The 23,955-nt window shown below is 59.4% G+C and carries 22 protein-coding genes, 2 tRNA genes and 1 rRNA gene; 15 read left to right on the top strand and 10 right to left on the bottom strand.

Features of this window, described 5'->3' with window-relative positions; translation table 11 throughout:
• Positions 1 to 74: 74 nt before the first annotated feature.
• The 3 genes from NGJ21_RS00395 to NGJ21_RS00405 form a co-directional block, all read right to left on the bottom strand.
• Positions 75 to 150, bottom strand: a tRNA-Ala gene (locus NGJ21_RS00395).
• A 24-nt stretch (positions 151 to 174) separates the two neighbouring features.
• Positions 175 to 251: transfer RNA gene (locus NGJ21_RS00400), tRNA-Ile, on the bottom strand.
• 86 nt (positions 252 to 337) lie between these two features.
• Positions 338 to 1,874: ribosomal RNA gene (locus tag NGJ21_RS00405) — 16S ribosomal RNA — on the bottom strand.
• A gap of 607 nt (positions 1,875 to 2,481) precedes the next feature.
• Here NGJ21_RS00405 and rhtA point away from each other — a divergent pair.
• Complete coding sequence (rhtA, locus tag NGJ21_RS00410; RefSeq protein ID WP_046785186.1) at positions 2,482 to 3,369, top strand: threonine/homoserine exporter RhtA; 888 nt, start codon at positions 2,482 to 2,484, stop codon at positions 3,367 to 3,369.
• Positions 3,370 to 3,559: 190 nt separating this feature from the next.
• Positions 3,560 to 3,841, top strand: coding sequence for a hypothetical protein (locus tag NGJ21_RS00415; RefSeq protein ID WP_039602547.1), 282 nt, complete (start codon positions 3,560 to 3,562; stop codon positions 3,839 to 3,841).
• 56 nt (positions 3,842 to 3,897) lie between these two features.
• Here NGJ21_RS00415 and NGJ21_RS00420 read toward each other — a convergent pair whose 3' ends face one another.
• The gene (locus NGJ21_RS00420) at positions 3,898 to 5,706 is read right to left on the bottom strand and encodes an aminopeptidase P family protein (protein WP_174142528.1); all 1,809 of its coding nucleotides are present in this window, start codon (positions 5,704 to 5,706) and stop codon (positions 3,898 to 3,900) included.
• A gap of 216 nt (positions 5,707 to 5,922) precedes the next feature.
• Here NGJ21_RS00420 and NGJ21_RS00425 point away from each other — a divergent pair, with 216 nt between their 5' ends.
• Together NGJ21_RS00425 and NGJ21_RS00430 are read left to right on the top strand one after the other, a co-directional pair.
• Entirely contained in the window at positions 5,923 to 7,041 is a 1,119-nt protein-coding gene (locus NGJ21_RS00425) for a DUF3182 family protein (protein ID WP_115275506.1), read from the top strand.
• On the top strand, positions 7,025 to 7,795 hold the full coding sequence (locus tag NGJ21_RS00430) for an alpha/beta hydrolase family protein (RefSeq protein ID WP_115274324.1): 771 nt from the start codon (positions 7,025 to 7,027) through the stop codon (positions 7,793 to 7,795). Before NGJ21_RS00425 ends, NGJ21_RS00430 begins: the two co-directional genes overlap by 17 nt.
• Here NGJ21_RS00430 and NGJ21_RS00435 read toward each other — a convergent pair.
• On the bottom strand, positions 7,774 to 8,154 hold the full coding sequence (locus NGJ21_RS00435; protein WP_115274323.1) for an antibiotic biosynthesis monooxygenase: 381 nt from the start codon (positions 8,152 to 8,154) through the stop codon (positions 7,774 to 7,776). The two genes, NGJ21_RS00430 and NGJ21_RS00435, sit on opposite strands and share 22 nt — an antisense overlap.
• Positions 8,155 to 8,240: 86 nt before the next feature.
• Here NGJ21_RS00435 and soxR point away from each other — a divergent pair, with 86 nt between their 5' ends.
• Together soxR and NGJ21_RS00445 are read left to right on the top strand one after the other, a co-directional pair.
• Positions 8,241 to 8,693 (top strand): redox-sensitive transcriptional activator SoxR, encoded by a 453-nt coding sequence (gene soxR, locus NGJ21_RS00440; protein WP_046785190.1) that lies wholly within the window; start codon positions 8,241 to 8,243, stop codon positions 8,691 to 8,693.
• Positions 8,694 to 8,760: 67 nt separating this feature from the next.
• Entirely contained in the window at positions 8,761 to 9,309 is a 549-nt protein-coding gene (locus NGJ21_RS00445) for a cysteine hydrolase family protein (protein WP_115274322.1), read from the top strand.
• Between the two features lie 4 nt (positions 9,310 to 9,313).
• Here the strand turns inward: NGJ21_RS00445 and NGJ21_RS00450 are convergent, their stop codons facing one another.
• Complete coding sequence (locus NGJ21_RS00450; RefSeq protein ID WP_046785192.1) at positions 9,314 to 9,877, bottom strand: helix-turn-helix domain-containing protein; 564 nt, start codon at positions 9,875 to 9,877, stop codon at positions 9,314 to 9,316.
• Positions 9,878 to 9,960: 83 nt separating this feature from the next.
• On the opposite strand from NGJ21_RS00450, the gene NGJ21_RS00455 reads away from it, so the two are divergent.
• From NGJ21_RS00455 to NGJ21_RS00485, 7 genes are all read left to right on the top strand, one after another.
• Complete coding sequence (locus NGJ21_RS00455; protein ID WP_251961679.1) at positions 9,961 to 10,905, top strand: DMT family transporter; 945 nt, start codon at positions 9,961 to 9,963, stop codon at positions 10,903 to 10,905.
• A 150-nt stretch (positions 10,906 to 11,055) separates the two neighbouring features.
• On the top strand, positions 11,056 to 13,971 hold the full coding sequence (locus NGJ21_RS00460; protein WP_115274320.1) for a monovalent cation/H+ antiporter subunit A: 2,916 nt from the start codon (positions 11,056 to 11,058) through the stop codon (positions 13,969 to 13,971).
• Positions 13,971 to 14,315, top strand: coding sequence for a Na+/H+ antiporter subunit C (locus tag NGJ21_RS00465; protein ID WP_012315281.1), 345 nt, complete (start codon positions 13,971 to 13,973; stop codon positions 14,313 to 14,315). Before NGJ21_RS00460 ends, NGJ21_RS00465 begins: the two co-directional genes overlap by 1 nt.
• The gene (locus NGJ21_RS00470) at positions 14,312 to 15,991 is read left to right on the top strand and encodes a monovalent cation/H+ antiporter subunit D (protein WP_115274319.1); all 1,680 of its coding nucleotides are present in this window, start codon (positions 14,312 to 14,314) and stop codon (positions 15,989 to 15,991) included. The genes NGJ21_RS00465 and NGJ21_RS00470 overlap by 4 nt, the downstream gene beginning before the upstream one ends.
• The gene (locus NGJ21_RS00475) at positions 15,988 to 16,476 is read left to right on the top strand and encodes a Na+/H+ antiporter subunit E (RefSeq protein ID WP_046785196.1); all 489 of its coding nucleotides are present in this window, start codon (positions 15,988 to 15,990) and stop codon (positions 16,474 to 16,476) included. Before NGJ21_RS00470 ends, NGJ21_RS00475 begins: the two co-directional genes overlap by 4 nt.
• Positions 16,473 to 16,751 carry a K+/H+ antiporter subunit F gene (locus NGJ21_RS00480; RefSeq protein ID WP_012315284.1) on the top strand — a complete coding sequence of 93 codons (279 nt, stop codon included), beginning with the start codon at positions 16,473 to 16,475 and terminating at the stop codon, positions 16,749 to 16,751. Before NGJ21_RS00475 ends, NGJ21_RS00480 begins: the two co-directional genes overlap by 4 nt.
• Positions 16,748 to 17,113 (top strand): Na+/H+ antiporter subunit G, encoded by a 366-nt coding sequence (locus NGJ21_RS00485; protein WP_046785197.1) that lies wholly within the window; start codon positions 16,748 to 16,750, stop codon positions 17,111 to 17,113. The genes NGJ21_RS00480 and NGJ21_RS00485 overlap by 4 nt, the downstream gene beginning before the upstream one ends.
• A 12-nt stretch (positions 17,114 to 17,125) precedes the next feature.
• On the opposite strand, the gene NGJ21_RS00490 is transcribed toward NGJ21_RS00485, so the two are convergent.
• Together NGJ21_RS00490 and NGJ21_RS00495 are read right to left on the bottom strand one after the other, a co-directional pair.
• On the bottom strand, positions 17,126 to 17,338 hold the full coding sequence (locus NGJ21_RS00490; RefSeq protein WP_115274318.1) for a hypothetical protein: 213 nt from the start codon (positions 17,336 to 17,338) through the stop codon (positions 17,126 to 17,128).
• Positions 17,335 to 17,805 carry a hypothetical protein gene (locus NGJ21_RS00495; protein ID WP_039602828.1) on the bottom strand — a complete coding sequence of 157 codons (471 nt, stop codon included), beginning with the start codon at positions 17,803 to 17,805 and terminating at the stop codon, positions 17,335 to 17,337. Before NGJ21_RS00495 ends, NGJ21_RS00490 begins: the two co-directional genes overlap by 4 nt.
• Positions 17,806 to 18,112: 307 nt before the next feature.
• Between NGJ21_RS00495 and NGJ21_RS25985 the strand changes: the two genes are divergently transcribed.
• Positions 18,113 to 18,298: a hypothetical protein gene (locus tag NGJ21_RS25985; RefSeq protein ID WP_080952080.1), complete on the top strand. Its 186-nt coding sequence runs from the start codon at positions 18,113 to 18,115 to the stop codon at positions 18,296 to 18,298.
• 7 nt (positions 18,299 to 18,305) lie between these two features.
• On the opposite strand, the gene NGJ21_RS00500 is transcribed toward NGJ21_RS25985, so the two are convergent.
• Both NGJ21_RS00500 and NGJ21_RS00505 read right to left on the bottom strand, forming a co-directional pair.
• Positions 18,306 to 18,500: a hypothetical protein gene (locus tag NGJ21_RS00500; RefSeq protein WP_046785199.1), complete on the bottom strand. Its 195-nt coding sequence runs from the start codon at positions 18,498 to 18,500 to the stop codon at positions 18,306 to 18,308.
• A gap of 182 nt (positions 18,501 to 18,682) precedes the next feature.
• Positions 18,683 to 19,087 (bottom strand): TraR/DksA family transcriptional regulator, encoded by a 405-nt coding sequence (locus tag NGJ21_RS00505; protein ID WP_043213866.1) that lies wholly within the window; start codon positions 19,085 to 19,087, stop codon positions 18,683 to 18,685.
• 1,183 nt (positions 19,088 to 20,270) lie between these two features.
• On the opposite strand from NGJ21_RS00505, the gene NGJ21_RS00510 reads away from it, so the two are divergent.
• Positions 20,271 to 23,918: a dermonecrotic toxin domain-containing protein gene (locus NGJ21_RS00510; protein ID WP_251961680.1), complete on the top strand. Its 3,648-nt coding sequence runs from the start codon at positions 20,271 to 20,273 to the stop codon at positions 23,916 to 23,918.
• The last annotated feature ends 37 nt before the right edge of the window (positions 23,919 to 23,955 follow it).

Raw genomic sequence — 23,955 nt, forward strand, 5'->3', positions numbered from 1 at the left:
CGATCTGACAAAAGCCAGAAATCAACATTCAAGCCGAATGTTCATTTCTAAGTTCTGACAAGTTACTGCAAAAGTGGTGGAGCCAAGCGGGATCGAACCGCTGACCTCCTGCGTGCAAGGCAGGCGCTCTCCCAGCTGAGCTATGGCCCCGTATTCTACGGCTGAACCATGTAATGGTAGGTCTGGGCAGATTTGAACTGCCGACCTCACCCTTATCAGGGGTGCGCTCTAACCAACTGAGCTACAGACCTATAACAGGGTCGCGTTACAGCATCGTCTTTATACAAAGAATCAAGCAATTCGTGTGGGAGCTCATCAGCAGGCTGATGTCGTCGATTAAGGAGGTGATCCAGCCGCAGGTTCCCCTACGGCTACCTTGTTACGACTTCACCCCAGTCATGAATCACACCGTGGTAACCGTCCTCCCGAAGGTTAGACTAGCTACTTCTGGTGCAACCCACTCCCATGGTGTGACGGGCGGTGTGTACAAGGCCCGGGAACGTATTCACCGCGACATTCTGATTCGCGATTACTAGCGATTCCGACTTCACGCAGTCGAGTTGCAGACTGCGATCCGGACTACGATCGGTTTTGTGAGATTAGCTCCACCTCGCGGCTTGGCAACCCTCTGTACCGACCATTGTAGCACGTGTGTAGCCCAGGCCGTAAGGGCCATGATGACTTGACGTCATCCCCACCTTCCTCCGGTTTGTCACCGGCAGTCTCCTTAGAGTGCCCACCATAACGTGCTGGTAACTAAGGACAAGGGTTGCGCTCGTTACGGGACTTAACCCAACATCTCACGACACGAGCTGACGACAGCCATGCAGCACCTGTGTCAGAGTTCCCGAAGGCACCAATCCATCTCTGGAAAGTTCTCTGCATGTCAAGGCCTGGTAAGGTTCTTCGCGTTGCTTCGAATTAAACCACATGCTCCACCGCTTGTGCGGGCCCCCGTCAATTCATTTGAGTTTTAACCTTGCGGCCGTACTCCCCAGGCGGTCAACTTAATGCGTTAGCTGCGCCACTAAAATCTCAAGGATTCCAACGGCTAGTTGACATCGTTTACGGCGTGGACTACCAGGGTATCTAATCCTGTTTGCTCCCCACGCTTTCGCACCTCAGTGTCAGTATCAGTCCAGGTGGTCGCCTTCGCCACTGGTGTTCCTTCCTATATCTACGCATTTCACCGCTACACAGGAAATTCCACCACCCTCTACCGTACTCTAGCTTGCCAGTTTTGGATGCAGTTCCCAGGTTGAGCCCGGGGCTTTCACATCCAACTTAACAAACCACCTACGCGCGCTTTACGCCCAGTAATTCCGATTAACGCTTGCACCCTCTGTATTACCGCGGCTGCTGGCACAGAGTTAGCCGGTGCTTATTCTGTCGGTAACGTCAAAACACTAACGTATTAGGTTAATGCCCTTCCTCCCAACTTAAAGTGCTTTACAATCCGAAGACCTTCTTCACACACGCGGCATGGCTGGATCAGGCTTTCGCCCATTGTCCAATATTCCCCACTGCTGCCTCCCGTAGGAGTCTGGACCGTGTCTCAGTTCCAGTGTGACTGATCATCCTCTCAGACCAGTTACGGATCGTCGCCTTGGTGAGCCATTACCCCACCAACTAGCTAATCCGACCTAGGCTCATCTGATAGCGCAAGGCCCGAAGGTCCCCTGCTTTCTCCCGTAGGACGTATGCGGTATTAGCGTTCCTTTCGAAACGTTGTCCCCCACTACCAGGCAGATTCCTAGGCATTACTCACCCGTCCGCCGCTGAATCAAGGAGCAAGCTCCCGTCATCCGCTCGACTTGCATGTGTTAGGCCTGCCGCCAGCGTTCAATCTGAGCCATGATCAAACTCTTCAGTTCAATACTGCTTGGGTTTTTAAGAAACCCTAAACTTGGCTCAGCAATCTCAAATGACTATGTGATTTCTCGCATGGTCACTTGTGATGCTGATAATCTTTCTGACTATCAGTCCGTACTCACAAGCACCCACACGAATTGCTTGATTCGATTTGTTAAAGAGCGTTTGGTTAAGAGCTTTTCGTCTCAACCGAGGCGCGCATTCTACGCTTTCCTCAGAGCCTGTCAAGCGTTTATTTTGAAGTTTTTTGCGAGAAACTCGTTCAACTTCAAACACTTGGCTCGCTGCGATCTCTCGTAGCGGGAGGCGAATCATACAGCACTTAGAAGCGCTGTCAACCACCATTTCAACCGCTATCGATCAGGCGATCGAAGCACCACCAGTACTACCTGGATTAAGCAACTCTTTGAATTTCAAGGAGTTTCTCATTCCGACTACGCTGGAAGTGGGGCGCATTATAAGGGGATTCAAGAGGGCGTCAAGGCTTTATTTCAAATCACTGAACATACATGCAAGTAGGTGTTTTGGCGGGCACCTTGCACCTCACCCTTGCAATTGCGCACTATATTGCACACCCACACCCATCATTAAAAGGATTGCCGCGCACAAATGAACACCCAGCCCCGCAGCTTGGCCACCATGCTGTTTCCTATAGGCCTGCTGCTTATCGCCATGGCATCGATACAGTCCGGTGCCTCCCTGGCCAAAAGCATGTTCCCGATCATCGGCGCACAAGGCACCACAACCCTGCGCCTGATCTTCGCCAGCATCATCATGCTTCTAATTCTGCGCCCCTGGCGCGTACGGATGACCACCAAGACGCTGCGCAATGTGATCATCTACGGCATGGCCCTGGGCGGGATGAATTTCCTCTTTTATATGGCACTGCAGACAACACCACTGGGCATCGCCGTAGCCCTCGAGTTCACCGGCCCATTGGCCGTAGCGCTTTTCGCGTCGCGGCGCGCCATTGACTTCCTGTGGATTGCACTGGCAGTCAGCGGCCTGCTGCTGCTGATCCCGGTCGGCCATGGCGGCCAGCCCCTCGACCTCACGGGCGCCGCCTATGCACTGGGTGCCGGCGTGTGCTGGGCCCTGTATATCCTCTTTGGCCAACGCGCCGGAGCAGAACACGGGATTCAGAGCGCAGCACTGGGTGTAGTGGTCGCGGCGATATTTGTTGCGCCGATCGGTATCGTTCATGCCGGCACCGCACTGTTGACACCTGCGCTCATACCACTGGCCCTAGGGGTCGCAATACTCTCGACCGCCCTGCCCTATAGCCTGGAAATGGTCGCCCTGACCCGCATGCCAGCCCGCACATTCGGCACTCTGATGAGCATAGAACCGGCCATTGGTGCCCTTTCCGGTTTATTGTTCCTGGGCGAGTTGCTGAGCGTAACCCAGTGGCTGGCCATTCTCGCCATCATTGCCGCATCAGTGGGTGCCACGCTGTCCATGCGCCGCGACGCGAAGCCCCCTGTTGCAGCCGACTGATTTGAGAAATATTTTCATTTGACCCGGAATTGGCCATTGTAGCGCGCAGTCCTGCTGATTAAGCTGTCACAAAACCATAATCTTTACGCTATCTACTTGCATGCACACGGATGTCAAAGGCTATTCAGGAAGAACCGAAGCGATAACGACAGGGTCAGACAACTGATCAACCCTGCATTTAAGGACAGGAATGAAACGTATTTTGCTCATCCTGGCCGTCTTGGCCATTGCCGGATGTGCCGCAACGGCCAAGACTGAGGTCAAAAAAGGGAAGAAGGGCCTGCACATCAACTGCTCCGGCCTCTCCTCATCCTGGGACAAGTGCTACAGCAAGGCCGCCACGGCCTGCAGCACACGCGGTTACAAGGTCATCGCCCGTTCTGGAGACACCGACGAAGAGCCGGGTGATTACCTCTTCGGCATCAACCCAGCCGGGTATACCAGCCGCAGCATGATCGTCATCTGCAAGTAAACAGAAAGGGCAGCTCGTGAGCTGCCCTTCTTTTATCTACTGCCCACCGCGGCTGCTCACAATGCTGCTGTGCGAGCTTCAAGCCAAGCCGATGCGTCGCCTGACAGCAGGGGAGCAAGGCGCTCGCGAACCGTCGCGTGGTAGCCGTTGAGCCACGCCAGTTCATCCTTGGTGAGGCACTCGGTGAGCAGGCAGCGTGCATCGATAGGGCATAACGTCAGGGTCTCGAAATCGAGGAAATCACCGAACTCACTTTTGCCCGATGCCCGGTTGACCACCAGGTTCTCGATGCGCACCCCCCAAGCGCCAGGGCGATAGGTCCCTGGCTCGATGGAACTGATCATCCCTTCCTGCATAGCGGTCTGCGGCGCGGTAGCAGCCTGATAGGCAATGACCTGCGGCCCTTCATGCACATTCATGAAATAGCCGACACCGTGCCCGGTACCATGGCCATAGTCGACCTGATCCGCCCAAATCGGCGCCCTCGCGATAGCATCGAGCAAGGGCGAAAGAATACCGCGCGGGAATGTGGCGCGTGACAGAGCGATCATACCCTTGAGCACCCGAGTGCAATCCTGCTTCTGCTCAAACGTCGGAGTGCCCACCGGAACCATCCGCGTGATGTCGGTGGTTCCGCCCAGATACTGCCCTCCCGAGTCGATAAGCAGCAAGCCATTGCCTTCAATGACCGCGTGAGATTGCTCGGTGGCACGGTAATGGGGCATTGCACCATTGGCATTGAAAGCTGCAATGGTCGAGAAACTCAGCGAGACGAAGCCGGGGCGCCGTGCACGCGCAGCACTCAGTTGTTCATCGATGGTCAGTTCGGTGATGGGTTCCTTACCTTGACTCGCCTCAAACCAGGCGAAGAACTCACACAGCGCTGCGCCATCCTGCTCCATGGTGTGGCGTATATGGACCAGCTCATCTTCACCCTTGCGTGATTTGCTCAATGTGGTCGGGTTCGGCCCTTCAATCAGCGAAACCTGGGGGCCTAGGTTCTTGAGCAGGCCACAGGTCACGCGCGCAGGATCGACCAAAAGCCGGCCGCCGGCAGGTACCTGTGACAGCGCTTCGCCGATCTCCGAATAATCACGCACCTCGATACCATCGGCTTCCAGTACATGGCGCAAATGCGCGTCAAGCTTTCCAGCGCCAACGAATAAAGCGGCGCGCTGCTGGCTGATCAACGCAAAGGAAACGAATACCGGGTTGTAGGAGACATCACTACCGCGCAAATTGAACAGCCAGGCGATGTCATCCAGGGTCGCAATGAAGTGCCAGTCTGCGCCCTTCTCTTCCATGGTGCGGCGCAACTGGGCAAGCTTTTCCGACCGACTGACTGTGGCGTGAGGCGGCAGGTGCTGATACACAGGGTTACTCGGCAGCGCAGGGCGCTCTTCCCAAACCTCGGCAAGCAAATCCTGGCTGGTTACCAAGCGAATGCCGCGCCCCCTGAGGCGCTCCTCGAGCTGGCGCGCAGACGCCAGCGCCATGACCGCCCCATCCACGGCCACTGTTCCTTTGGCCGGGACATTGTCGCCCAGCCATTCCAGCGCACCCGGCTTACCCGGCTGCAGCTTCATGAGTTCGATGCCGCTACCCGCCAACTCCTTGATAGCTTGCTCCCAGTAACGGCTATCGGCCCACACCCCTGCAAAATTTGCAGTGACCACCAACGTACCCACCGAACCATCGAAGCCCGACAGCCACCGCCGCCCCTGCCAATAGCCCGGCAGGTACTCAGAAAGATGAGGGTCGGCTGAGGGCACCAGCAGGGCATCGACCCCCTCCCTGGCCATTACCTCGCGCACACGCATCAGGCGCTCGGGAACCCTCTGCTCACGGGTGGTATGAACGTTCATTCGCACTCCTGCGGTAACATCTTGGTTGATCCAGATGCACGATAATGGAACAGCCAACCTCACCCTGCAATCGCGACGACTGACTCGCGGCCTGCAAGCCATCGTTGCGCGTGCAAAGGAACAGCGGTTCCTGCCACTACGAACCATCGATCGCTTCCACCTGAACTTCCCCAAACCATGGGCTTCACAATCAGTACATTCATTGCAGACAGGCTGATGCCCATGCCCAGCACCTGCGAATCAAAAGCGGGGGTCGTCCTCCTCGATGCTCGCGATCACACCCCTGAGCACGAACACGCAGTGCACCTGAAGCTGGCTGATGGCCTGGCCGAGCTTCTAGGGTGCGCGCGAGCAACCCCTGATCTGCCACCCAAAGCCGCCGACCACTATTACTACCTACCCACTGAAACCCTCATCGACCCGCAACGTTATGCCCACCTCGGCATCCGAACGGAACATGACCTGTTCGGGGGCTTGGTCAGTCATCCTTATATGGCAACCAAAGCGATCTCCCACCCGCTGCCTGCCAATGCCACCTTCCCCCCAGGCTGGACTGACGACTTCGCCCGCCAGGCCAGCGATGCCCTGCTGTGCGGTTACACCGTATTCAGCAAAGCCGATGCCCGGCGGGCCGCGCAGTTACTGCTGCGCGATGGCGCAGTACGGCTCAAGCCGGTGCTGGCATGCGCGGGGCGTGGGCAACAGGTGATCGTTCAACTGGATGAACTGGAACCATTGTTGGCCAACATTGATGATCAGGGCCTGGCCTTGTGGGGGCTGGTGCTGGAGGAGGACCTCAGTGAAGTGGAAACCTTCAGCGTTGGCCAAGTGCGTGTCGCCGGCCTGACCTGCAGCTACCTCGGCACCCAGCAGTTGACCCAGGACCACCAAGGTACCGAGGTATACGGAGGCTCCGACCTGCTGGTGGTGCGCGGCGACTACCAGGCCTTGTTGCAACTGCCACTGGAGGACCACCTGCGCCTTGCCATCAACCAGGCCCTGACCTATGAGCATGCAGCCGAGCAGCACTTCCCAGGCTTCATCGCCTCCCGGCGCAACTACGACATCGCCCGCGGCAAAAACCCTGAGGGCCACCTGCGCAGTGGCGTACTTGAACAATCCTGGCGTTTGGGTGGGGCCAGCAGCGCTGAGCTGCTGGCCCTGCAGGCCTTTGCCGATGACCCGGCACTGCAACGGGTGCGAGCCTCCACCCATGAAATATTCGGTACACCCAACCTTCCCACTGACGCCACCCTCTTCTATCAAGGAAACGACAGTGAACTCGGACAATTCTGCAAGTACGCGCGGATTCGCGAGTATGGCCATTCAGAGTGAAACCGTCGAACTGCAGGTCGACGACGACAGCATCGCCGGTACCTTGGTCAGCCCCGGAAGCAAGATGCCCGGGATCCTTTTCGTACATGGCTGGGGCGGTAGCCAGCAACGCGACCTTGCACGGGCCCGGCATATCACAGGGCTCGGTTGCGTGTGCATGACCTTTGACCTGCGGGGCCACGAAAAAACCGAAAGCCAGCGCCTTACGGTTACACGCGAGCAGAACCTCAAAGATTTGCTGGCTGCTTATGACCGCCTGGTCAGCCACCCCGCGGTGGACAACAGTGCGATCGCCATCATCGGCAGCAGCTATGGCGGCTACCTAGCCACCTTGCTGACCCTGCACCGCCCAGTGAAGTGGCTGGCTCTGCGCGTACCTGCGATGTACTGGGACGACGAATGGGACAAGCCCAAACAGACCCTGGACCGTCAGCGCCTGAAAGCCTACCGCCAGCGCCTGCTTGGCCCAGGTGACAATCGCGCCCTGGCTGCCTGCGCGGGGTTCGCTGGCGATGTGCTGCTGGTCGAGTCGGAACAGGACGACTATGTGCCGCACACCACGCTGATGAGCTACCGTTCGGCTTTCGTCAGCGCCCACTCGCTTACCCACCGCATCGTCGACGGCGCCGACCACGCACTATCGAGCGAGCAAAGCCAGAAAGCCTACAGTTCGATCCTCGCATCGTGGATCAGCGAGATGGTGATAGGCGCGCGCCTGGACCGCTATCCCCACTATGCCCCTTGGTATGCCTGAGGCGCGCCGACCTGGCAGTGCAGGCCACCGTCGACACCCCGCGCCAGGCTTCGTAACGCCTGATAAGCGGCAAAGTTGACGCTGCGCGCCTGATGTCGACGCACGATTTCGAGGAAGGGCTCTTCGACAAAAGACGCAGTTGCCGCTACCCAAGCCTGTCGTGATTGCCACTGTAGACACTGCAATACGCGGCTACCGTCATCGCTGGCCTGGATGCTGACTTCTTGCAGTCCCTCAAAACGCGAGGCCAGCTCCTCAGCGCGAATTACCAATGCGTGGGCAAGTGCCTCCTGGCGGGTGGCAGGCACTTCATATTCGATCATCTGGGTGAACCACAGCGGTTGCGGCATGGCCAACATGGGCAGTCTCCTTGCTCCGGACGCTTGCAGCGCGATGATCGGCAGGGTAAAACCTCCAGTTAACTCAAGGTCAAGAGCTTTTTCGCATGCCCAGACATACGCCGACCACCCACGAAAAGCTGCTCAGTGTCGGCCAACTGGCCGCGCGCAGCGGTGTGGCGGTAACCGCTCTGCACTTTTATGAAACCAAAGGCCTGATCCAGAGTTCCCGCAACGCCGGCAACCAGCGCCGTTACCCGCGGGCGATGCTGCGCCGCGTGGCGGTGATCAAGATGGCTCAGCGCTTGGGCATCCCGCTGGCCAACATCGCCAGGGCCCTGGCGACGCTACCAAATGATCACATTCCTACCGCCGAGGACTGGCGACGATTGTCCGAAGGCTGGCGCGAAGACCTCGATCGGCGCATTGGCGAAATGATCCTGTTGCGCGATCAACTTGACGGCTGCATCGGCTGCGGTTGCATGTCGCTGAAGGACTGCCCGCTTCGCAACCGCCAGGATCACCTCGCCGGCGAGGGGCCCGGGCCGCATCTGCCCTGAACTACGCATTCATCCCGCGCACCGCCTATAACTAATGGCACCCGATGCTACTGACCCAGGAGGCAACATGAGCAAGCAGGCGCTGATCATCATCGACATCCAGAACGACTATTTCCCCGGAGGCAAGTGGCCCCTGGAAGGCGCCAACCCGGCGGCCGACAATGCGGCAAAGCTGCTGGCCGCGGCACGCCAGCGAGGCGACCTTGTGGTGCATGTGCGGCATGAGTTCGAAAGCGAAGACGCGCCGTTCTTCGCTCCCGACACCCAAGGCGCTGCGATTCACGCAAAAGTCCAGCCGCTGGAAGACGAGCCCGTCGTGCTCAAGCACAAGGTGAATGCATTTCTTGATACCGATCTCAAGCGCACGCTCGATGACCAAGGTGTAAAAACACTCACCATAGTCGGCAGCATGAGCCACATGTGCGTCGATGCCGCCACGCGAGCAGCAGCTGACTTTGGCTACGATGTCACGGTGGCGCACGATGCCTGCGCCACCCTGCCTCTTGAGTTCAATGGCAAGCAAATACCGGCAGCCCAGGTGCACGATTCGGTGATGGCTGCACTCGCGTTTGCGTACGCCAAAGTGGTGAAGACCGATGAGCTTCTGAAAAACTGACCGTTCAAATTACCACGTTGCGTACGAAGCGCGTCGGCACGGCACCATCGTTGCGGTAGGCATAGCGGCAGTTACTGGGAAATACATGGAACTGACCGACGTGCAGACAGTGCTCGATCTGCTCGATGATCAGCGTCAGTTGCCCTTCAGCCACATAGATCTGCTCGCTCCAGCCCTCGGCATCGGCTTCACTGGTGTAGCACTCTCCCGGCGCCAGGGTCCACTCCCAGATCTCCACCTCTCGCCGAGCGGTGCTGCTGGCCAGCAGCACCGCCTTGCTCTGGGGATGCTCACCGGCCCAGGCCAGTTCGTCGATGCGGCTGGTATCGCGCTGGTCGGGCGCCTGGATCAGCCGGCTGAAGGCAACCCCCAACGCTTCAGCTATCAGGTCGAGCGTAGTCAGGCTGACGTTCTTCTCACCAGCCTCGATCGCCACCAGCATGCGCCGGCTGACACCTGAGCGCTCGGCCAAGGCACTCTGGCTCATCCCCACCGCATTGCGCAGACCACGAACGTTGAGGCTCACATGCTGGAGCACCGAAGCACGGTGCGCGGAATCTTTGTGCACTATATTGCTCACTTTTAAAGGTTGCGCAGTATACTGCCCACTTTGCGGCGATTGTGCGCTGCCACTTCCGAGTAAGCAAGACCATGAGCCAACCGATCAACCGCCAGCAGACCACCGTATCCTTGCGCCTGAGCAAGGCCGAGGTGCTACTGGTGTTCATCACCATGCTGTGGGGCGGCACATTCCTGCTGGTGCACAACGTCATGACCGTGAGTGGCCCGATGTTCTTCGTCGGCCTGAGGTTTGCTGCAGCCGCCTTGTTCGTCGGCCTGGTCTCGATACGCGCGCTGCCCGGGCTGACATTCACCGAATTGAAGGCCGGCGCGCTGATTGGTGCGACCATCATGCTCGGTTATGGTTTGCAAACCATGGGCCTGCAAACCATCAGCAGCAGCCAGTCGGCCTTTATTACTGCACTGTATGTGCCCTTCGTACCGCTGTTGCAGTGGCTGGTGCTTGGCCGTCGGCCAGGGCTGATGCCAAGCCTGGGAATCTGCCTGGCGTTCCTCGGCCTGATGCTGCTCGCTGGCCCCGAGGGCGGTACCCTGCGTTTCAGCGAAGGCGAAATCGTGACCCTGGTAAGCGCCGTGGCCATTGCGGCCGAGATCATTCTGATCAGCCGGTATGCCGGGCAGGTCGATGTGCGCCGCGTCACCGTAGTGCAACTGGCCACCGCCTCGCTGCTGTCGTTCCTGATGATCGTACCGACTCAGGAGCGCATCCCCGACTTCTCCTGGCTATTGTTGCTAAGTGCACTGGGCTTGGGTGCCATGAGCGCAGTGATCCAGGTGGCGATGAACTGGGCGCAGAAATCGGTATCGCCAACCCGCGCCACACTCATCTACGCCGGCGAGCCGGTGTGGGCTGGCATCGTCGGCCATATCGCAGGCGAGCGTCTGCCCGGTGTGGCACTCATAGGCGGCCTGATGATCGTCATCGCCGTGGTGGTCAGCGAACTTAAAGTTCGACGCCTGCGCAATGAAAGCGAAGAGCTTGAGGTAGAGGGCGAACGCGAAGGCGGGCTGTAAAGTAGTGAACGGCAGCTATGCTCTGTAAAAAACTGTTATAAAAAAACAGCTTGTCACACCCTGTTTGTATGATTCTGCGACAGCTTGCGTGTTGGTGATCAACTGCACGGCACGTATGATCCTTGGCAAACCTTTCCAGAATAGAACGCTATGTCCTTGATAGTGCTACTGCTTCTGCCGTTCTTGGGCAGTTGCCTGGCAGCTGTGCTGCCGCACAACGCACGTAACGCCGAGTCCATCCTGGCTGGGCTCGTGGCCCTGGTCGGCACCGTCCAGGTAGCACTGCTGTACCCCCAGGTTGCCCACGGCGGTGTCATCCGCGAGGAGTTTCTCTGGCTGCCCAGCCTGGGCCTGAACCTGGTCCTGCGCATGGACGGCTTCGCCTGGCTGTTCTCGCTGCTGGTACTGGGCATAGGCACCCTGGTGTCGCTGTACGCGCGCTACTACATGTCGCCACAGGACCCGGTACCACGCTTCTTTGCCTTCTTTCTGGCGTTCATGGGCGCCATGCTCGGCCTGGTGATCTCGGGCAACCTGATCCAGCTGGTGTTTTTCTGGGAGCTGACCAGCCTGTTCTCGTTCCTGCTGATCGGCTACTGGCACCACCGCGCCGACGCCCGACGCGGCGCCTACATGGCGTTGATGGTTACCGGCGCCGGCGGCCTGTGCCTGTTGGTCGGCGCCCTGTTGCTTGGCCATGTAGTGGGCAGCTATGACCTGGACAAAGTGCTGGCTGCCGGCGAGACCATTCGCCAGCACGCGCTGTATCCAGTGCTGCTGCCCCTGATCCTGGTCGGAGCATTGAGCAAGAGCGCGCAGTTCCCCTTCCAGTTCTGGCTACCTCATGCCATGGCAGCACCGACCCCGGTTTCAGCTTATCTGCACTCGGCAACCATGGTGAAGGCCGGGGTGTTTTTACTGGCCCGGTTGTGGCCGGTGCTTTCGGGCAGCGAGGAGTGGTTCTGGATCGTCGGTGGCGCGGGGGCCATAACCCTGCTGCTGGGGGCCTTCGCAGCGATGTTCCAGAATGATCTCAAGGGCCTGCTGGCTTACTCGACCATCAGCCACCTGGGCCTGATCACGCTTCTATTGGGTTTGAATAGCCCACTCGCCGCAGTGGCCGCCGTGTTTCACATACTCAACCATGCCACTTTCAAGGCCTCGCTGTTCATGGCCGCCGGCATCATTGACCACGAAAGCGGCACCCGTGACATCCGCCGCCTCAGCGGGCTGATCCGTCTGGTGCCCTACACCGCGACCCTGGCGATGGTGGCGAGCGCCTCGATGGCCGGCGTGCCATTGATGAACGGTTTCCTGTCCAAGGAAATGTTCTTCGCCGAAACCGTGTTCATCAGCTCCACCGCTTGGGTCGAGGCCGCGCTGCCGGTAATAGCCACCTTGGCCGGCACTTTCAGCGTTGCCTACGCTTTGCGCTTCACCGTTGACGTGTTCTTTGGCCCTGCCGCCCAAGACCTGCCTCACACACCTCACGAACCACCACGCTGGATGCGCGCGCCAGTCGAACTGCTGGTGCTTACCTGCCTGGTGGTGGGTATTTTCCCTGCCCAGTCGGTCGGCCCGTTACTGGCCGCTGCAGCCCTTCCAGTGGTGGGTGGTACTCTGCCGGAGTACAGCCTGGCCATCTGGCACGGCTGGAATGCCCCGCTGATCATGAGCCTGGTGGCCATGAGCGGCGGCATCGTGCTCTACCTGCTGCTGCGCAACCAGTTGCGCCGAGGGCGCTTCCCGTATCCACCCCTGCTTGAGCATTTCAATGGCAAGCGCCTGTTCGAGCACGGCCAGGTGCACCTGATGTTACTGGCACGGCGCATCGAGGGGCTGCTGACCACTCGCCGCCTGCAGGCGCAACTGTTCATGCTGGTGCTTGCCGCCTTCCTCGCGGGGCTCACACCAATGCTGTACAGCGGCCTGAGTTGGGGCGAGCGCCCTAAAATCCCGGGCTCAGGTGTGTTCGTCGCCCTTTGGCTGATCGCTATCGCCTGCGCCATTGGCGCCGCCTACCAAGCCAAGTATCACCGTTTGGCCGCCTTGATCATGGTTGGCGTCTGCGGCCTCATGACCTGCATCACCTTCGTATGGTTCTCCGCACCTGACCTGGCGCTGACCCAACTGGTCGTCGAGGTTGTCACGACGGTACTGATCCTGCTCGGCCTGCGCTGGCTGCCGCGGCGTATCGAGGGCGTCTCACCGCTGCCCGGCAGCCTCGACCGTGCCCGCATGCGGCGCGTGCGCGACCTGCTGCTGGCAATCCTGGTCGGCGGCGGCATGGCGCTGCTGTCCTACGCCATGCTGACACGACCAACGCCGAACGACATTTCCTCGTTCTACCTGAGCCGAGCCTTGCCACAAGGTGGCGGTACCAACGTGGTCAACGTGATGCTGGTTGACTTCCGCGGCTTCGACACCCTGGGCGAGATCACCGTGCTGGTGGCCGTCGCCCTGACCGTATTCGCCCTGCTGCGCCGCTTCCGCCCACCCAAGGAGAGCATGCAACTGCCAGCTCAGCAGCGCCAGCTTGCACCCGACGTGGTCACCGACCTGATCAACCCGCGCCATGCCACCGACACAGCTTTGGGCTTCATGATGGTGCCTGCGGTGCTGGTACGACTGCTGCTGCCGATCGCCCTGCTGATCTCGATGTACCTGTTCATGCGGGGCCACAACCAGCCTGGCGGTGGCTTTGTCGCTGGCCTGGTGATGTCGGTGGCATTCATCCTCCAGTACATGGTCGCAGGGACCCAATGGGTCGAAGCCCAGATGAGCCTGCGCCCACTGCGCTGGATGGGCACCGGGCTATTGTGCGCAACACTGACAGGGGTCGGCGCCATGCTGCTGGGCTACCCGTTCCTGACCACGCATACCGCCCACCTGCACCTGCCAGTGCTGGGCGATGTGCATGTGGCCAGCGCGCTGTTCTTCGACGTGGGCGTGTACACCGTTGTGGTCGGCTCGACCCTGCTGATCCTCACAGCCCTGGCACACCAGTCGGTGCGAGCCTACCGCCCGGGTAATCCGTCCAAACCCAGCCAAGCAGGAGCCGCCTGATGGAAGAAGTCATCGCAGTCGCCATCGGCGTACTGGCAGCATCGGGCGTGTGGCTTATCCTGCGCCCACGGACCTATCAGGTGATCATGGGCCTGTGCCTGCTGTCGTATGGCGTCAACCTGTTCATCTTCAGTATGGGCAGCCTGTTCATCGGCAAGGAGCCGATCATCAAGGAAGGCGTGACACAGGACCTGCTGCACTACACCGACCCACTGCCCCAGGCGCTGGTTCTGACGGCCATCGTCATCAGCTTTGCCATGACCGCCCTGTTTCTGGTGGTGCTGCTGGCATCTCGCGGCCTGACCGGCACCGACCACGTGGATGGCCGGGAGCGTGATGAATGAGTGAGATGAGCCGACTGATCATCGCCCCCATCCTGCTGCCGTTGCTGACCGCAGCAGTGATGCTGATACTGGGCGAGAAGCACCGCCTGCTCAAGGCGCGCCTCAACCTGCTGTCCACCTTCAGCGGCCTGGTCATCGCCGTCAGCCTGCTGCTGTGGGTGCGCGTCCAGGGCCAGGCGGAATCGATCGGTGTGTACCTGCCGGGCAACTGGCCCGCGCCTTTCGGCATCGTGCTGGTGGTTGATCACCTGTCGGCGCTGCTGCTGACTTTGACCGGGGTCATCGGCATCAGCGCCCTGCTGTTCGCTCGCGCCCGCTGGGACAGCGCCGGCGCCAGCTTCCACGCACTGTTCCAGATCCAGCTGATGGGCCTGTATGGTGCCTTCCTGACAGCCGATCTGTTCAACCTGTTCGTCTTTTTCGAAGTGCTGCTAGCGGCCTCTTATGGCCTGCTGCTGCACGGATCGGGGCGAGCGCGGGTGCGGGCCGGCCTGCACTACATTGCCATCAACCTGTTCGCTTCTTCGCTGTTTCTGATTGGCGCCGCGATGCTTTACGGCGTAACCGGCACCCTCAACATGGCCGACCTCGCGCTGAAAGTACCGTTGGTGCCCGAAGCCGACCGTGGTTTGCTGCACGCGGGCGCGGCAATCCTGGCCATAGCCTTCCTGGCAAAGGCCGGCATCTGGCCGCTGAATTTCTGGCTGGTTCCGGCCTATGCCTCGGCCAGCGCACCCGTAGCCGCATTGTTCGCCATCATGACCAAGGTTGGCCTGTACGCTGTGTTACGGCTCTGGTCCCTGTTGTTCTCGGGTCAAGCCGGTGCATCGGCGCATTTCGGCGGGCAATGGCTGATCTATGGGGGCTTGGTCACGCTTGCCATCGCAGCCGTGTCGATACTTGCCGCACAACGCCTGGAGCGCATGGCAGCACTGAGCATACTGGTTTCGGCAGGCACCCTGCTTGGCGCGATCGGCTTTGCTCAGCCAGCCCTGACCGGAGCAGCGTTGTTCTATCTGGTCAATTCAACCCTGGCACTGTGTGCATTGTTCCTGCTCGCCGAGCTGGTGGAGCGCTCTCGCTCGGCCAATGAGCCACCACTGGAGGACGAAGAAGGCAGCATGCCCTCGCCACTCGAGTCGTTGCACCCACCTAAAGGCATAAACCTCGACGATGAGCAGAAGGCAGTCATAGGCCAGATCATTCCCTGGACCATGGCGTTCCTGGGCCTGAGCTTCATTGCCTGTGCGTTGCTGATCATCGGCATGCCACCGCTCTCCGGCTTCGTCGGCAAACTCAGCTTGATCAGCGCGCTGTTCAACCCACTGGGGTTGGGCGTGCCGGCCGAGCAACCACTGTCAGCAGCCGGCTGGGCGCTGGTAGCCCTGCTCATCCTGTCCGGCATGGCCTCGTTGATCGCTTTCGGCCGCGTGGGCATCCAGCGCTTCTGGAAGCCTGAAGAGCGGCCCTCCCCCGCGCTGCGACACTACGAATGCCTGCCGATCGTCATTTTGCTGGGCCTGTGCATCATGCTCAGCTTCAGAGCCGAGCCGCTGCTACGTTACACCCAGGACACTGCAGCCAGCCTGCAGACCCCTGACACCTACATCAGGGCCGTAATGGCTGTACAGCCTATCCCTGGCCCGACCACGCTCGACGCACAGGTGCAGCCATGAGCCGACTTTTCCCCGCACCGCTGTTGTCTGTAGCACTGTTCATACTGTGGTTGCTGCTGAACCTCTCGGTCAGCCCGGGTAATCTGCTGCTCGCAGCCGCGCTTGGCTTTCTGGCGCCACTGCTGATGGCACCGTTGCGCCCCCAGCACGCCCATGTGCGCAGGCCGCTGGTGATAGCGAGCCTGATTGGCCGGGTGGGTATCGATGTCATCCAGTCCAACCTGCAAGTAGCCCTGCGCGTGCTGCGCGCCGGGCAACATCCGCCTCGCTCTGCCTTTGTCCATATCCCGCTGGACCTGCGCGACGCCCACGGCCTGGCGGCACTATCGATGATCACTACCGTAGTGCCCGGTACCGTCTGGTCAGAACTGGCCCTGGACCGCAGCGTCCTGTTGCTGCACGTGTTCGACCTCAAGGATGAGAACGCTTTTATCGAGCACTTCAAACACACCTATGAACGACCGCTGATGGAGATTTTCCAATGACAGGCCTGCTAGCCTATGCAGTGCTCGCCAGCTTGTTCATCTTCGCCTTGGCCATGGGCCTGACGCTGATCCGGTTGTTTCGCGGCCCCTCCGCCCAGGACCGGGTACTGGCACTGGACTACCTGTACATCCTGGCCATGCTCATGATGCTGGTATTGGGAATCCGCTATGCCAGCGATACCTACTTTGAAGGTGCTCTGCTGATTGCGCTTTTCGGCTTTGTCGGCTCGTTTGCCCTGGCCAAGTTCTTGCTGCGTGGTGAGGTAATAGAATGACCGAAGTTCTTGAACTACCGCTCTGGCTCGAGCTAGTTACCGCTGCCCTGCTGCTGCTCGGCAGCCTGTTCGCGTTGATCGGGGCCATTGGCCTGCTGCGCCTCAAGGATTATTTCCAGCGCATGCACCCACCAGCACTGGCCTCGACCATCGGGGCCTGGTGCGTTGCCTTGGCTTCGATCATCTACTTCTCATGGCTCAAGCAAGGCCCTGTACTGCACGCTTGGTTGATCCCAGTTCTACTGTCGATCACATTACCGGTCACTACGCTACTATTGGCCAGGGCGGCACTGTTTCGCAAACGCATGTCCGGGGAAGCAGTACCCGAAGAAGTCAGTAGCGGCCAAGCGGGGGGCAATTGATGTGCGGCACGCTCATTCCTGGGTGATCCGCTGCAACTCCCGGCGCACCATGGCGACGTAGGGAGGCGGGCCTGATTGATAGAGCTGGGCCGCCACCCAAGTCAACCAGGCGGCCTGCATCTCATCGCGCCGCGCCAGCAAACGTTCTGCCTGAGCCACGGCCATGGCCTTATGTTGTCGATGGAACGCGGCACGGCTGCCATCCGCCTCCTGCCCCTCGTTCATTCACTCGCCTTGAACGTGGTCAACTCGCCCTTGCGCCATTTTGCGACCTTACCGGTCACGGCCTTGAGCAGCTTGCCAAGGCCCTCTTGGACTTGCTGTTGAGCCGCGAACACCAGCATTACGCCTTGGCCTTCACGGAACACGATACCTTCACCCTCCGGCACCGAGACAAAGGCATAGTCCCCCACGCCGTAGACGTTCAGTTTGATCTCACGAAAGCGCATTTCCAACTTGCCGCCTTCACGACTGGGCAATACGGCAGCACGAAAGTGGTCACCCACCTTCAATTCCAAACGCTGCTTGTCATCGACCACCAACGCACTCTCGGTGTCGATTTCGGCCATATAGAGGCCTTCAGGGTTCTGCTCGGTGACATAAACGAAGCGGCCCTGAAACAGCTTGGCCAACTTACCGCGCAAATCGCCAAGGGCGAACAAAGCGTGGGTATCCAGAGTACTGACTGCCAATGAAGTAATCCTCAAACCGGTAACATCCGCCCCCACTCACCACCGGTGAGGCACGGCCCTTTCATTTCGATAGGCGAAAAGAGTAATGAAGCGATGTGCATAACGTCTGTGCCTTCTGGCTATACAGCATGGAGGAAACTTTACTCCTGCTTGCCAGACTTTGCCCAAATGGCGGGTTTAGGCACATTCCCCAACCGGGAAGCGTAATGCCCTACAACTATTCCGTCAGAAAAGATGCGATAGATAACGCCAGGCCCTTCGGCAGAACGGGCTCTGCAATCCATCAGCGCATTACTGGGAAAGAAATATGCACGAAAACACAGAAACACGTCGAGAGGCAAAGCGCATTTATTCTCGCTCCATACCGCGTTACGTCGTCATACCTGCCGGCATCGAGTTCTTCCACGTCACTGAAAGCGCTACCGGCAGAGTAAAGGGGTTTCGACGTCGTCACCATGAAGCCTGCGAACTGGCCCGTAGCCTCGAAAACTGAACCACAGTCAGGCAGCGCGGCCTTTCTCCAGCTGTTTAAGCCAGGCCGCCTGACACTCCAGCGCCTCACCACGTGTTGCATACGCAGTGCCGCGACGCTCGCCATTCACCAGCACCACCCAACATACTCGGCGGCCCAGCGCCTGCAGGGTAGCGGGCACACCTGAGCCAATCATCACGGCCACATCGACTCGGCTATTCATCATTCCCTCCGGAATTTACTTAGCAACCTAACGATAGAGCCATGATACGCCCGCCAACACGCCGGAGAAAGCCAACATTGGTACAGCAGTATTGCGCCAGCAGCAACAAAGTGGCCGGTACAAGGTAGCAAGCGCAAAAAGCCCCAAGGATCGCTCCGTGGGGCCTGGCACACAACGCTCGGTCAGATCTGGCGCTGGTGGCGATCGAGCTGCTCGTGGCGCTCCTGGGCTTCGATGCAGTACTTGGTGGTCGGGCTGATCAGCAGGCGCTGCAGGCCGATCGGCTCACCACTGTCGTCACACCAGCCGAAGCTTTCGTCAGCGATACGGCCCAAGGCCATTTCCAACTGCGGTAGCAGGCGCTGGTCACGCTCGATGGCATTTACCAGCCAGTGACGTTCTTCTTCGACCGAGGCCACGTCGGCAGGATCCGACGGGGTATCCAGGCTTTCGATAGTGGCACGGCTCAGCTCGATGCGTTCATGGGTTTCTACTTTCATCGCCTGCAACAGGCCAGTGAAGAAGGCCAGTTGTTCAGCGTTCATGTAGTCATCGGCCGACATGGCCAGCAACTGTTCCTTGGTCATCGATTTCTCTATGAAAAAATGTGCATTTGGGCGATTCGTGTGTCGCCGACACCTGGGCATCGGCACCAGAATTCTTCAAGCGCCAATCGGCACTCTTTTGCAGGGGGCGGCAGTCTAAGGCCCCTCGTCGCAAGGGGCAACACCAATGACGGGGTAATTGAGCGAAATGACGTGGTTTGCGCCTGACGGGGGCGGTTTGCCGATTCGCGGTACTGCTGGCAGTACATCTGTATAGCCCCGACCCATCCCTCAGACGGTTTCATGGCGCCCTTCTCACACAAAGATCCCAGCCATGACGCCCTCTATCAGACTCCCACGCAGCCCCACATTGCCTTGCGCCGTTGCCGACAGGTTCGCAAGCCGCCCCACTCTGTTCGAAGTGGCTGCACGACTGTTGGTCGAGCACTGGCATGACTATGGCCTGGATACCCGCCTCGACCCATTGTCCCTGCAATTGGCCAGTTTCGGGCAGGTGGAGGATACAGCCTACATACGCCCTTTGTACCAGGTGCTGGTAGAGCGCTATTGCCGGCGCGAAACACTCAACCTGACTGCAAAGCAGGACGTACTCTGTCGCAACCATATGGTCGACCCGTCTCACCCCGTTCCGGTTGACCTACATGCGCTCGAAAAGCTCTTGAACGACTGCGGGCCCATCCTACTGGATACCTACCGCAGCGCGATCATTGACTACTGGTGCGACGCAGACAACCAAGGGGAAACCCCTTGGTTGTGGCTCGCCCGGCACCTGCAGGGGCTGCTGCGCAGTGCCGCCGAACAAGCCAGCGCCGAGGACCGGCTGGTCGCTGCAGAACCAGCACTCAAGTCCTTGTCCAAAGGAGCGGCCGGGCCTGCCGACCTGCTCACCCTTTCCAGCAGCCAAGGCATTTCCATCAAGACACTGGCATGCAACTTTTCCGCCGACTGGCAGCAAGACCCCTTCCTCGCCAGCGCTCTGCTGATCGAACGTGCCGAGGCACCTGGCCAACAGCCCTTTACCCTGTTGTTTACCCCAGTGGGGCGGCTACTGTCGTTTTCTTCGCGCGCACAGTTGCTGGAGGGCATCGCTCGGCACTGGCCAACAGTCTTGGCCAAGTCGCCGCCAACCGTGCACCTGGGCACTCCCGAGGGGCAGTTGTTCCACGCCCAAGCCGCAAACCTGCTGCAGCAACAACTGGAAGGCATGGACCTGGCCGCCTCTGCCTTCAATGACCAAAGCAGCGCGCAGCAGCTTGCCGACGCCCTGGATCGCCTCACCTCCATGGCGCATATATGCAGCATCAAAGACCAGGCCCGCCAGGAAGCGCTAGCCAACCAGTTGCCACGCTGGATACAGAATGCAGCGCCCCTGGCCTTGATCGTTTATAGCTCGATGCTTAGGGATGTCGCTCGTAACACCTTCCAGGCCGAGGGCAGGACTTGGTTGAGCGGCGTGCCAAACGCACAGGCGTTTGCCTGCGAGCGCCTGGCCGAACTGATCCGCCGTGATCACCCGGAGTCCACCTTGGTTCCAGCAGCTGTGCGCGTGATCAATCATCAGGTTACCTCGACCGGGATCCCGCTTCCTGGCGAAATATCCAACGGTGGGGCCATCAAACCTGTCAGCTTTACCCTGGCACAGCTGGCCATCGCCAATCTAGGGCTGCTCCGACCTGGCGAAGTCACATTGGAAACCACAGACGGTCAAGCCATACCTGGCTGGCTCGACACGCTGGCACTGCGCGCCCTGATAACCGAGGCGGACATTGGTGCCACCTACCCTGCGCGGTTACGCGCGCTGCTGCTCGATGACGTGAAGACGCGCGCCAGCCGCGAAAGACTGTTCGCAAAACAGCTGAGCACACAACTGCCAACAAAGATCATGAGCAGTTACCTTGAGCATGGTCGGCCCACGCCGACGGCAGTGCTGGCAACGGAGCAGGTCTTCGCGCCCCTGCCCAACGAGCACAGCACGTGGGTATTGCGGCCCTTGGGTCTGCTGCGAACGATGGACGCGGCCGCCGATCATCCGCTCAACACCTGGCTCATCGAGGATGACTCCCTGAAATGCACACGTTGCCTGCTGTACCGCCCCCTGCACAGCGAGCCAGTAGTGGAATACGCCGACCGCACCGCATTACTGGTGGCTATCGGGGAGGCCGGCGAGCTGCAGGATGATGTGCTTCATCGCCTGCCTGAGCTGGACCAGCGCATCTATGCCCACGGTGGCTTCAGGGAACCACACCTGTTCCACCCTCTGGACGATGACTGGGCGGTACCGTGGGGCAAGCCAGCACCCGTTACCTTGTCGCGCGAAGCCGCCATAGCCAATCCTGCGCGTGTCATTTACCAGGCCTGCGTGCTGGAGACCCTGAGCAACTTCAAGGCGCAATCGGCAAGCAGCGCGCAATCCCGCTGGCAGCGCTGGGAGGAACTGGGCTGGTTGCTGCTCAACACCGTATTACCGTTTGTCGAAGGGCCGCTGGCCGAAGCAGCCTGGCTGGCTCAGATGGAAACTGCATTCGCTCGCCTGTTTGTTGCCAGTGATCAAGCCGGGGCAGATAACCACACGGGCGACTGGATCCAACTGTTGGTCAATGTTGCTTTTCTGATCTTCACCCATACCATGAAGCGGCAGGAACTGGATCACCCGCTGGACGCACTTCATGCGCCTGGCCAACCTGATGTATCAGTATCGGCTCCTGTGGTGCTTACCCGCCCGACTCCGGCACAACTCGACTTCAGTTGGGCTCAGCCCACGCTCAGGCTTGACAACAACCAGGCCCGAGCGCTTGCCGCCCTGCGTTCAGATGTATCACCAACGGCGCTCGGCTCGCCGACTCCGAGTGGACCGATGCGTGGCTTGTACGTGCATGGCGGTCACCTCCTGGTGCAGATCGAGGCCGCGGTGTTCAAGGTTCAGTTGGACACGACGCTTGACCAGTTGCGTATTGTTGGCGGCGAGAAGGATGAGAAACCAGGACCATTGCTAAGACGCGACGAGGCGGGGCGCTGGCAACTGGACCTGCGCCTGCGTCTGCGTGGCGGCATGCCGCCTTCCAAGCGGATCGCCCAGCTTCGGGAAGCGCGTAAACAGAAGACTCAGGAGATGATCGAACGCGTGGCGAACGACTCTAAGAGCATCGCAGACCAATTGCCTTATCTGGACAAATTGCGCGATCTGGCAAAGCGTTCAGATGAACGGAGGGTGCTACAAAACTGCCTCGCCAAATTGCAGGCCTTTGAAACGTTGGTAAATGAACATATTCAGCGCTTTGAGCAACTGAATGAACTGGCGCCTGTGGCCGACTACAAGTCCAAGCGCGCCGGCACGCTCTATCATCACCTCAATTGCCAACTGCAAGTCAGTGATGTGCTAATGCGCCTATACAACCCCGAGCGAGCTCATCTGTTGGACATGATCGAGCACAAAAGCAAGGAGACACCGCAGGACCAGGCCATTCTTGCAACGCGGCTGGGTAACTTGGCACCACTGATCGATAGCCTGTTCGACAACGCCACCGCGTTCAATCTGACCCTGGAACAGCTACGGCAGCTGGCCAGCCCTTCGCTACCCAGTGCAATGAAGATGGTGGAAAAACTGCAGCAGTTGAAGCAAACCCCGCAAGGCAGATCGTCGCCCTTGCACTGGCGCCTGATGCGCATCGAAAACTGTATCAACCGCTTGGCGCTGGAGCCACTGGACGATGCGGGCCAATACTGGCTCAACCGTACATGGGGCAACCTGGAGTTGGCCATCGGCCAGCAGTTGCAGTTGAACAAACGGATCAACGCCAGTGACGAAGCCAAGCGTCGCTTGCTGGAAAATATCGTACAGCATCTGCAAAGTGCCAAACGCCAGGGGCTGAACCTGCAAAGTCAGTTCGACGAGCCTGCGATCCCCCCGGCCTTGATTACTTTACGTAGTGATATCAGGGAGTTGACCACAAACACGGTCAGCGAGCTCGCAGAATACCCCGAGCTGCCCCAAAGTAGCTCCGTAAGGCAGCTCAGCCAGCATTTGCCCGGCCTTATCGAAACCCGCGATGATGGGTTGCTGCTGGGCCAACCGCGTACCGACGACAACACCATCATCGATATTCCTGGCAGCGATGACGGCGCGGTTGTACGCAGTTACAAGCGAGAGAATGAGCAATGGCTGCCTACTCCTGCAGAGCAGCACAGGCCGGGGCCTCAGCCCCCCAGGAAGCTCAAAACACTGTTCAAGGAAAGCAACAAGCGCCTGGCCAGCGCCAGAAAGAGCCTGGCCGTCATGCAAGGCATCAGGGCCGACACCTGCCTGCCAGTGGAGATCGAGGAGATACTACTGCAGCATCGCGATGAACTTGACCGTCAACGCGCGGCGATCGAGCTGCGCTTGACCCGCGACAACCAGACTGACGAAAGCACTCACGGTGAAGATGCCGCACTGATCATAAAAGACATCGAAGACGTGTCGGCTACGCTGACGAAGCAGGCGGTCGAGCAGCGAACACGTGTAGCGCTTTTGCAAAAGCCACGGATGGGTGAGCTAAGCTTTTTGCTCGAACATCATCAGGTACTAATCCGTAGCACTGGACCTAGGCGGCAACTGGCAAAGGTTGCAGGGCGGCCTGCTGATTACCTGCAAGAATACGCCATCAGCCATGATGGCACTGACCTCTGGTTCGCACATTTCCATTATCCGGACATTGATGCGGAGCGAACCGCCTACACCGCCGGGCATCTGAAAGCGGCAGAACAGCGCTATGCACAGGGCCGCCTCATAAAGGACGCGTCCGGGCCTGCGGTCGAGGTGTACCGCAGCCCGATCGACCTGGCTGCGGCCAAGCAGTACTTCTTCAACCATTAGCCGTGATCTCCGGCAGGGGCAGTTTCGCTGCACCTGC

The organism is Pseudomonas sp. Marseille-Q5299, from assembly GCF_943737035.1.
In the GTDB taxonomy this organism is placed as follows: Bacteria; Pseudomonadota; Gammaproteobacteria; order Pseudomonadales; family Pseudomonadaceae; genus Aquipseudomonas; species Aquipseudomonas putida_E.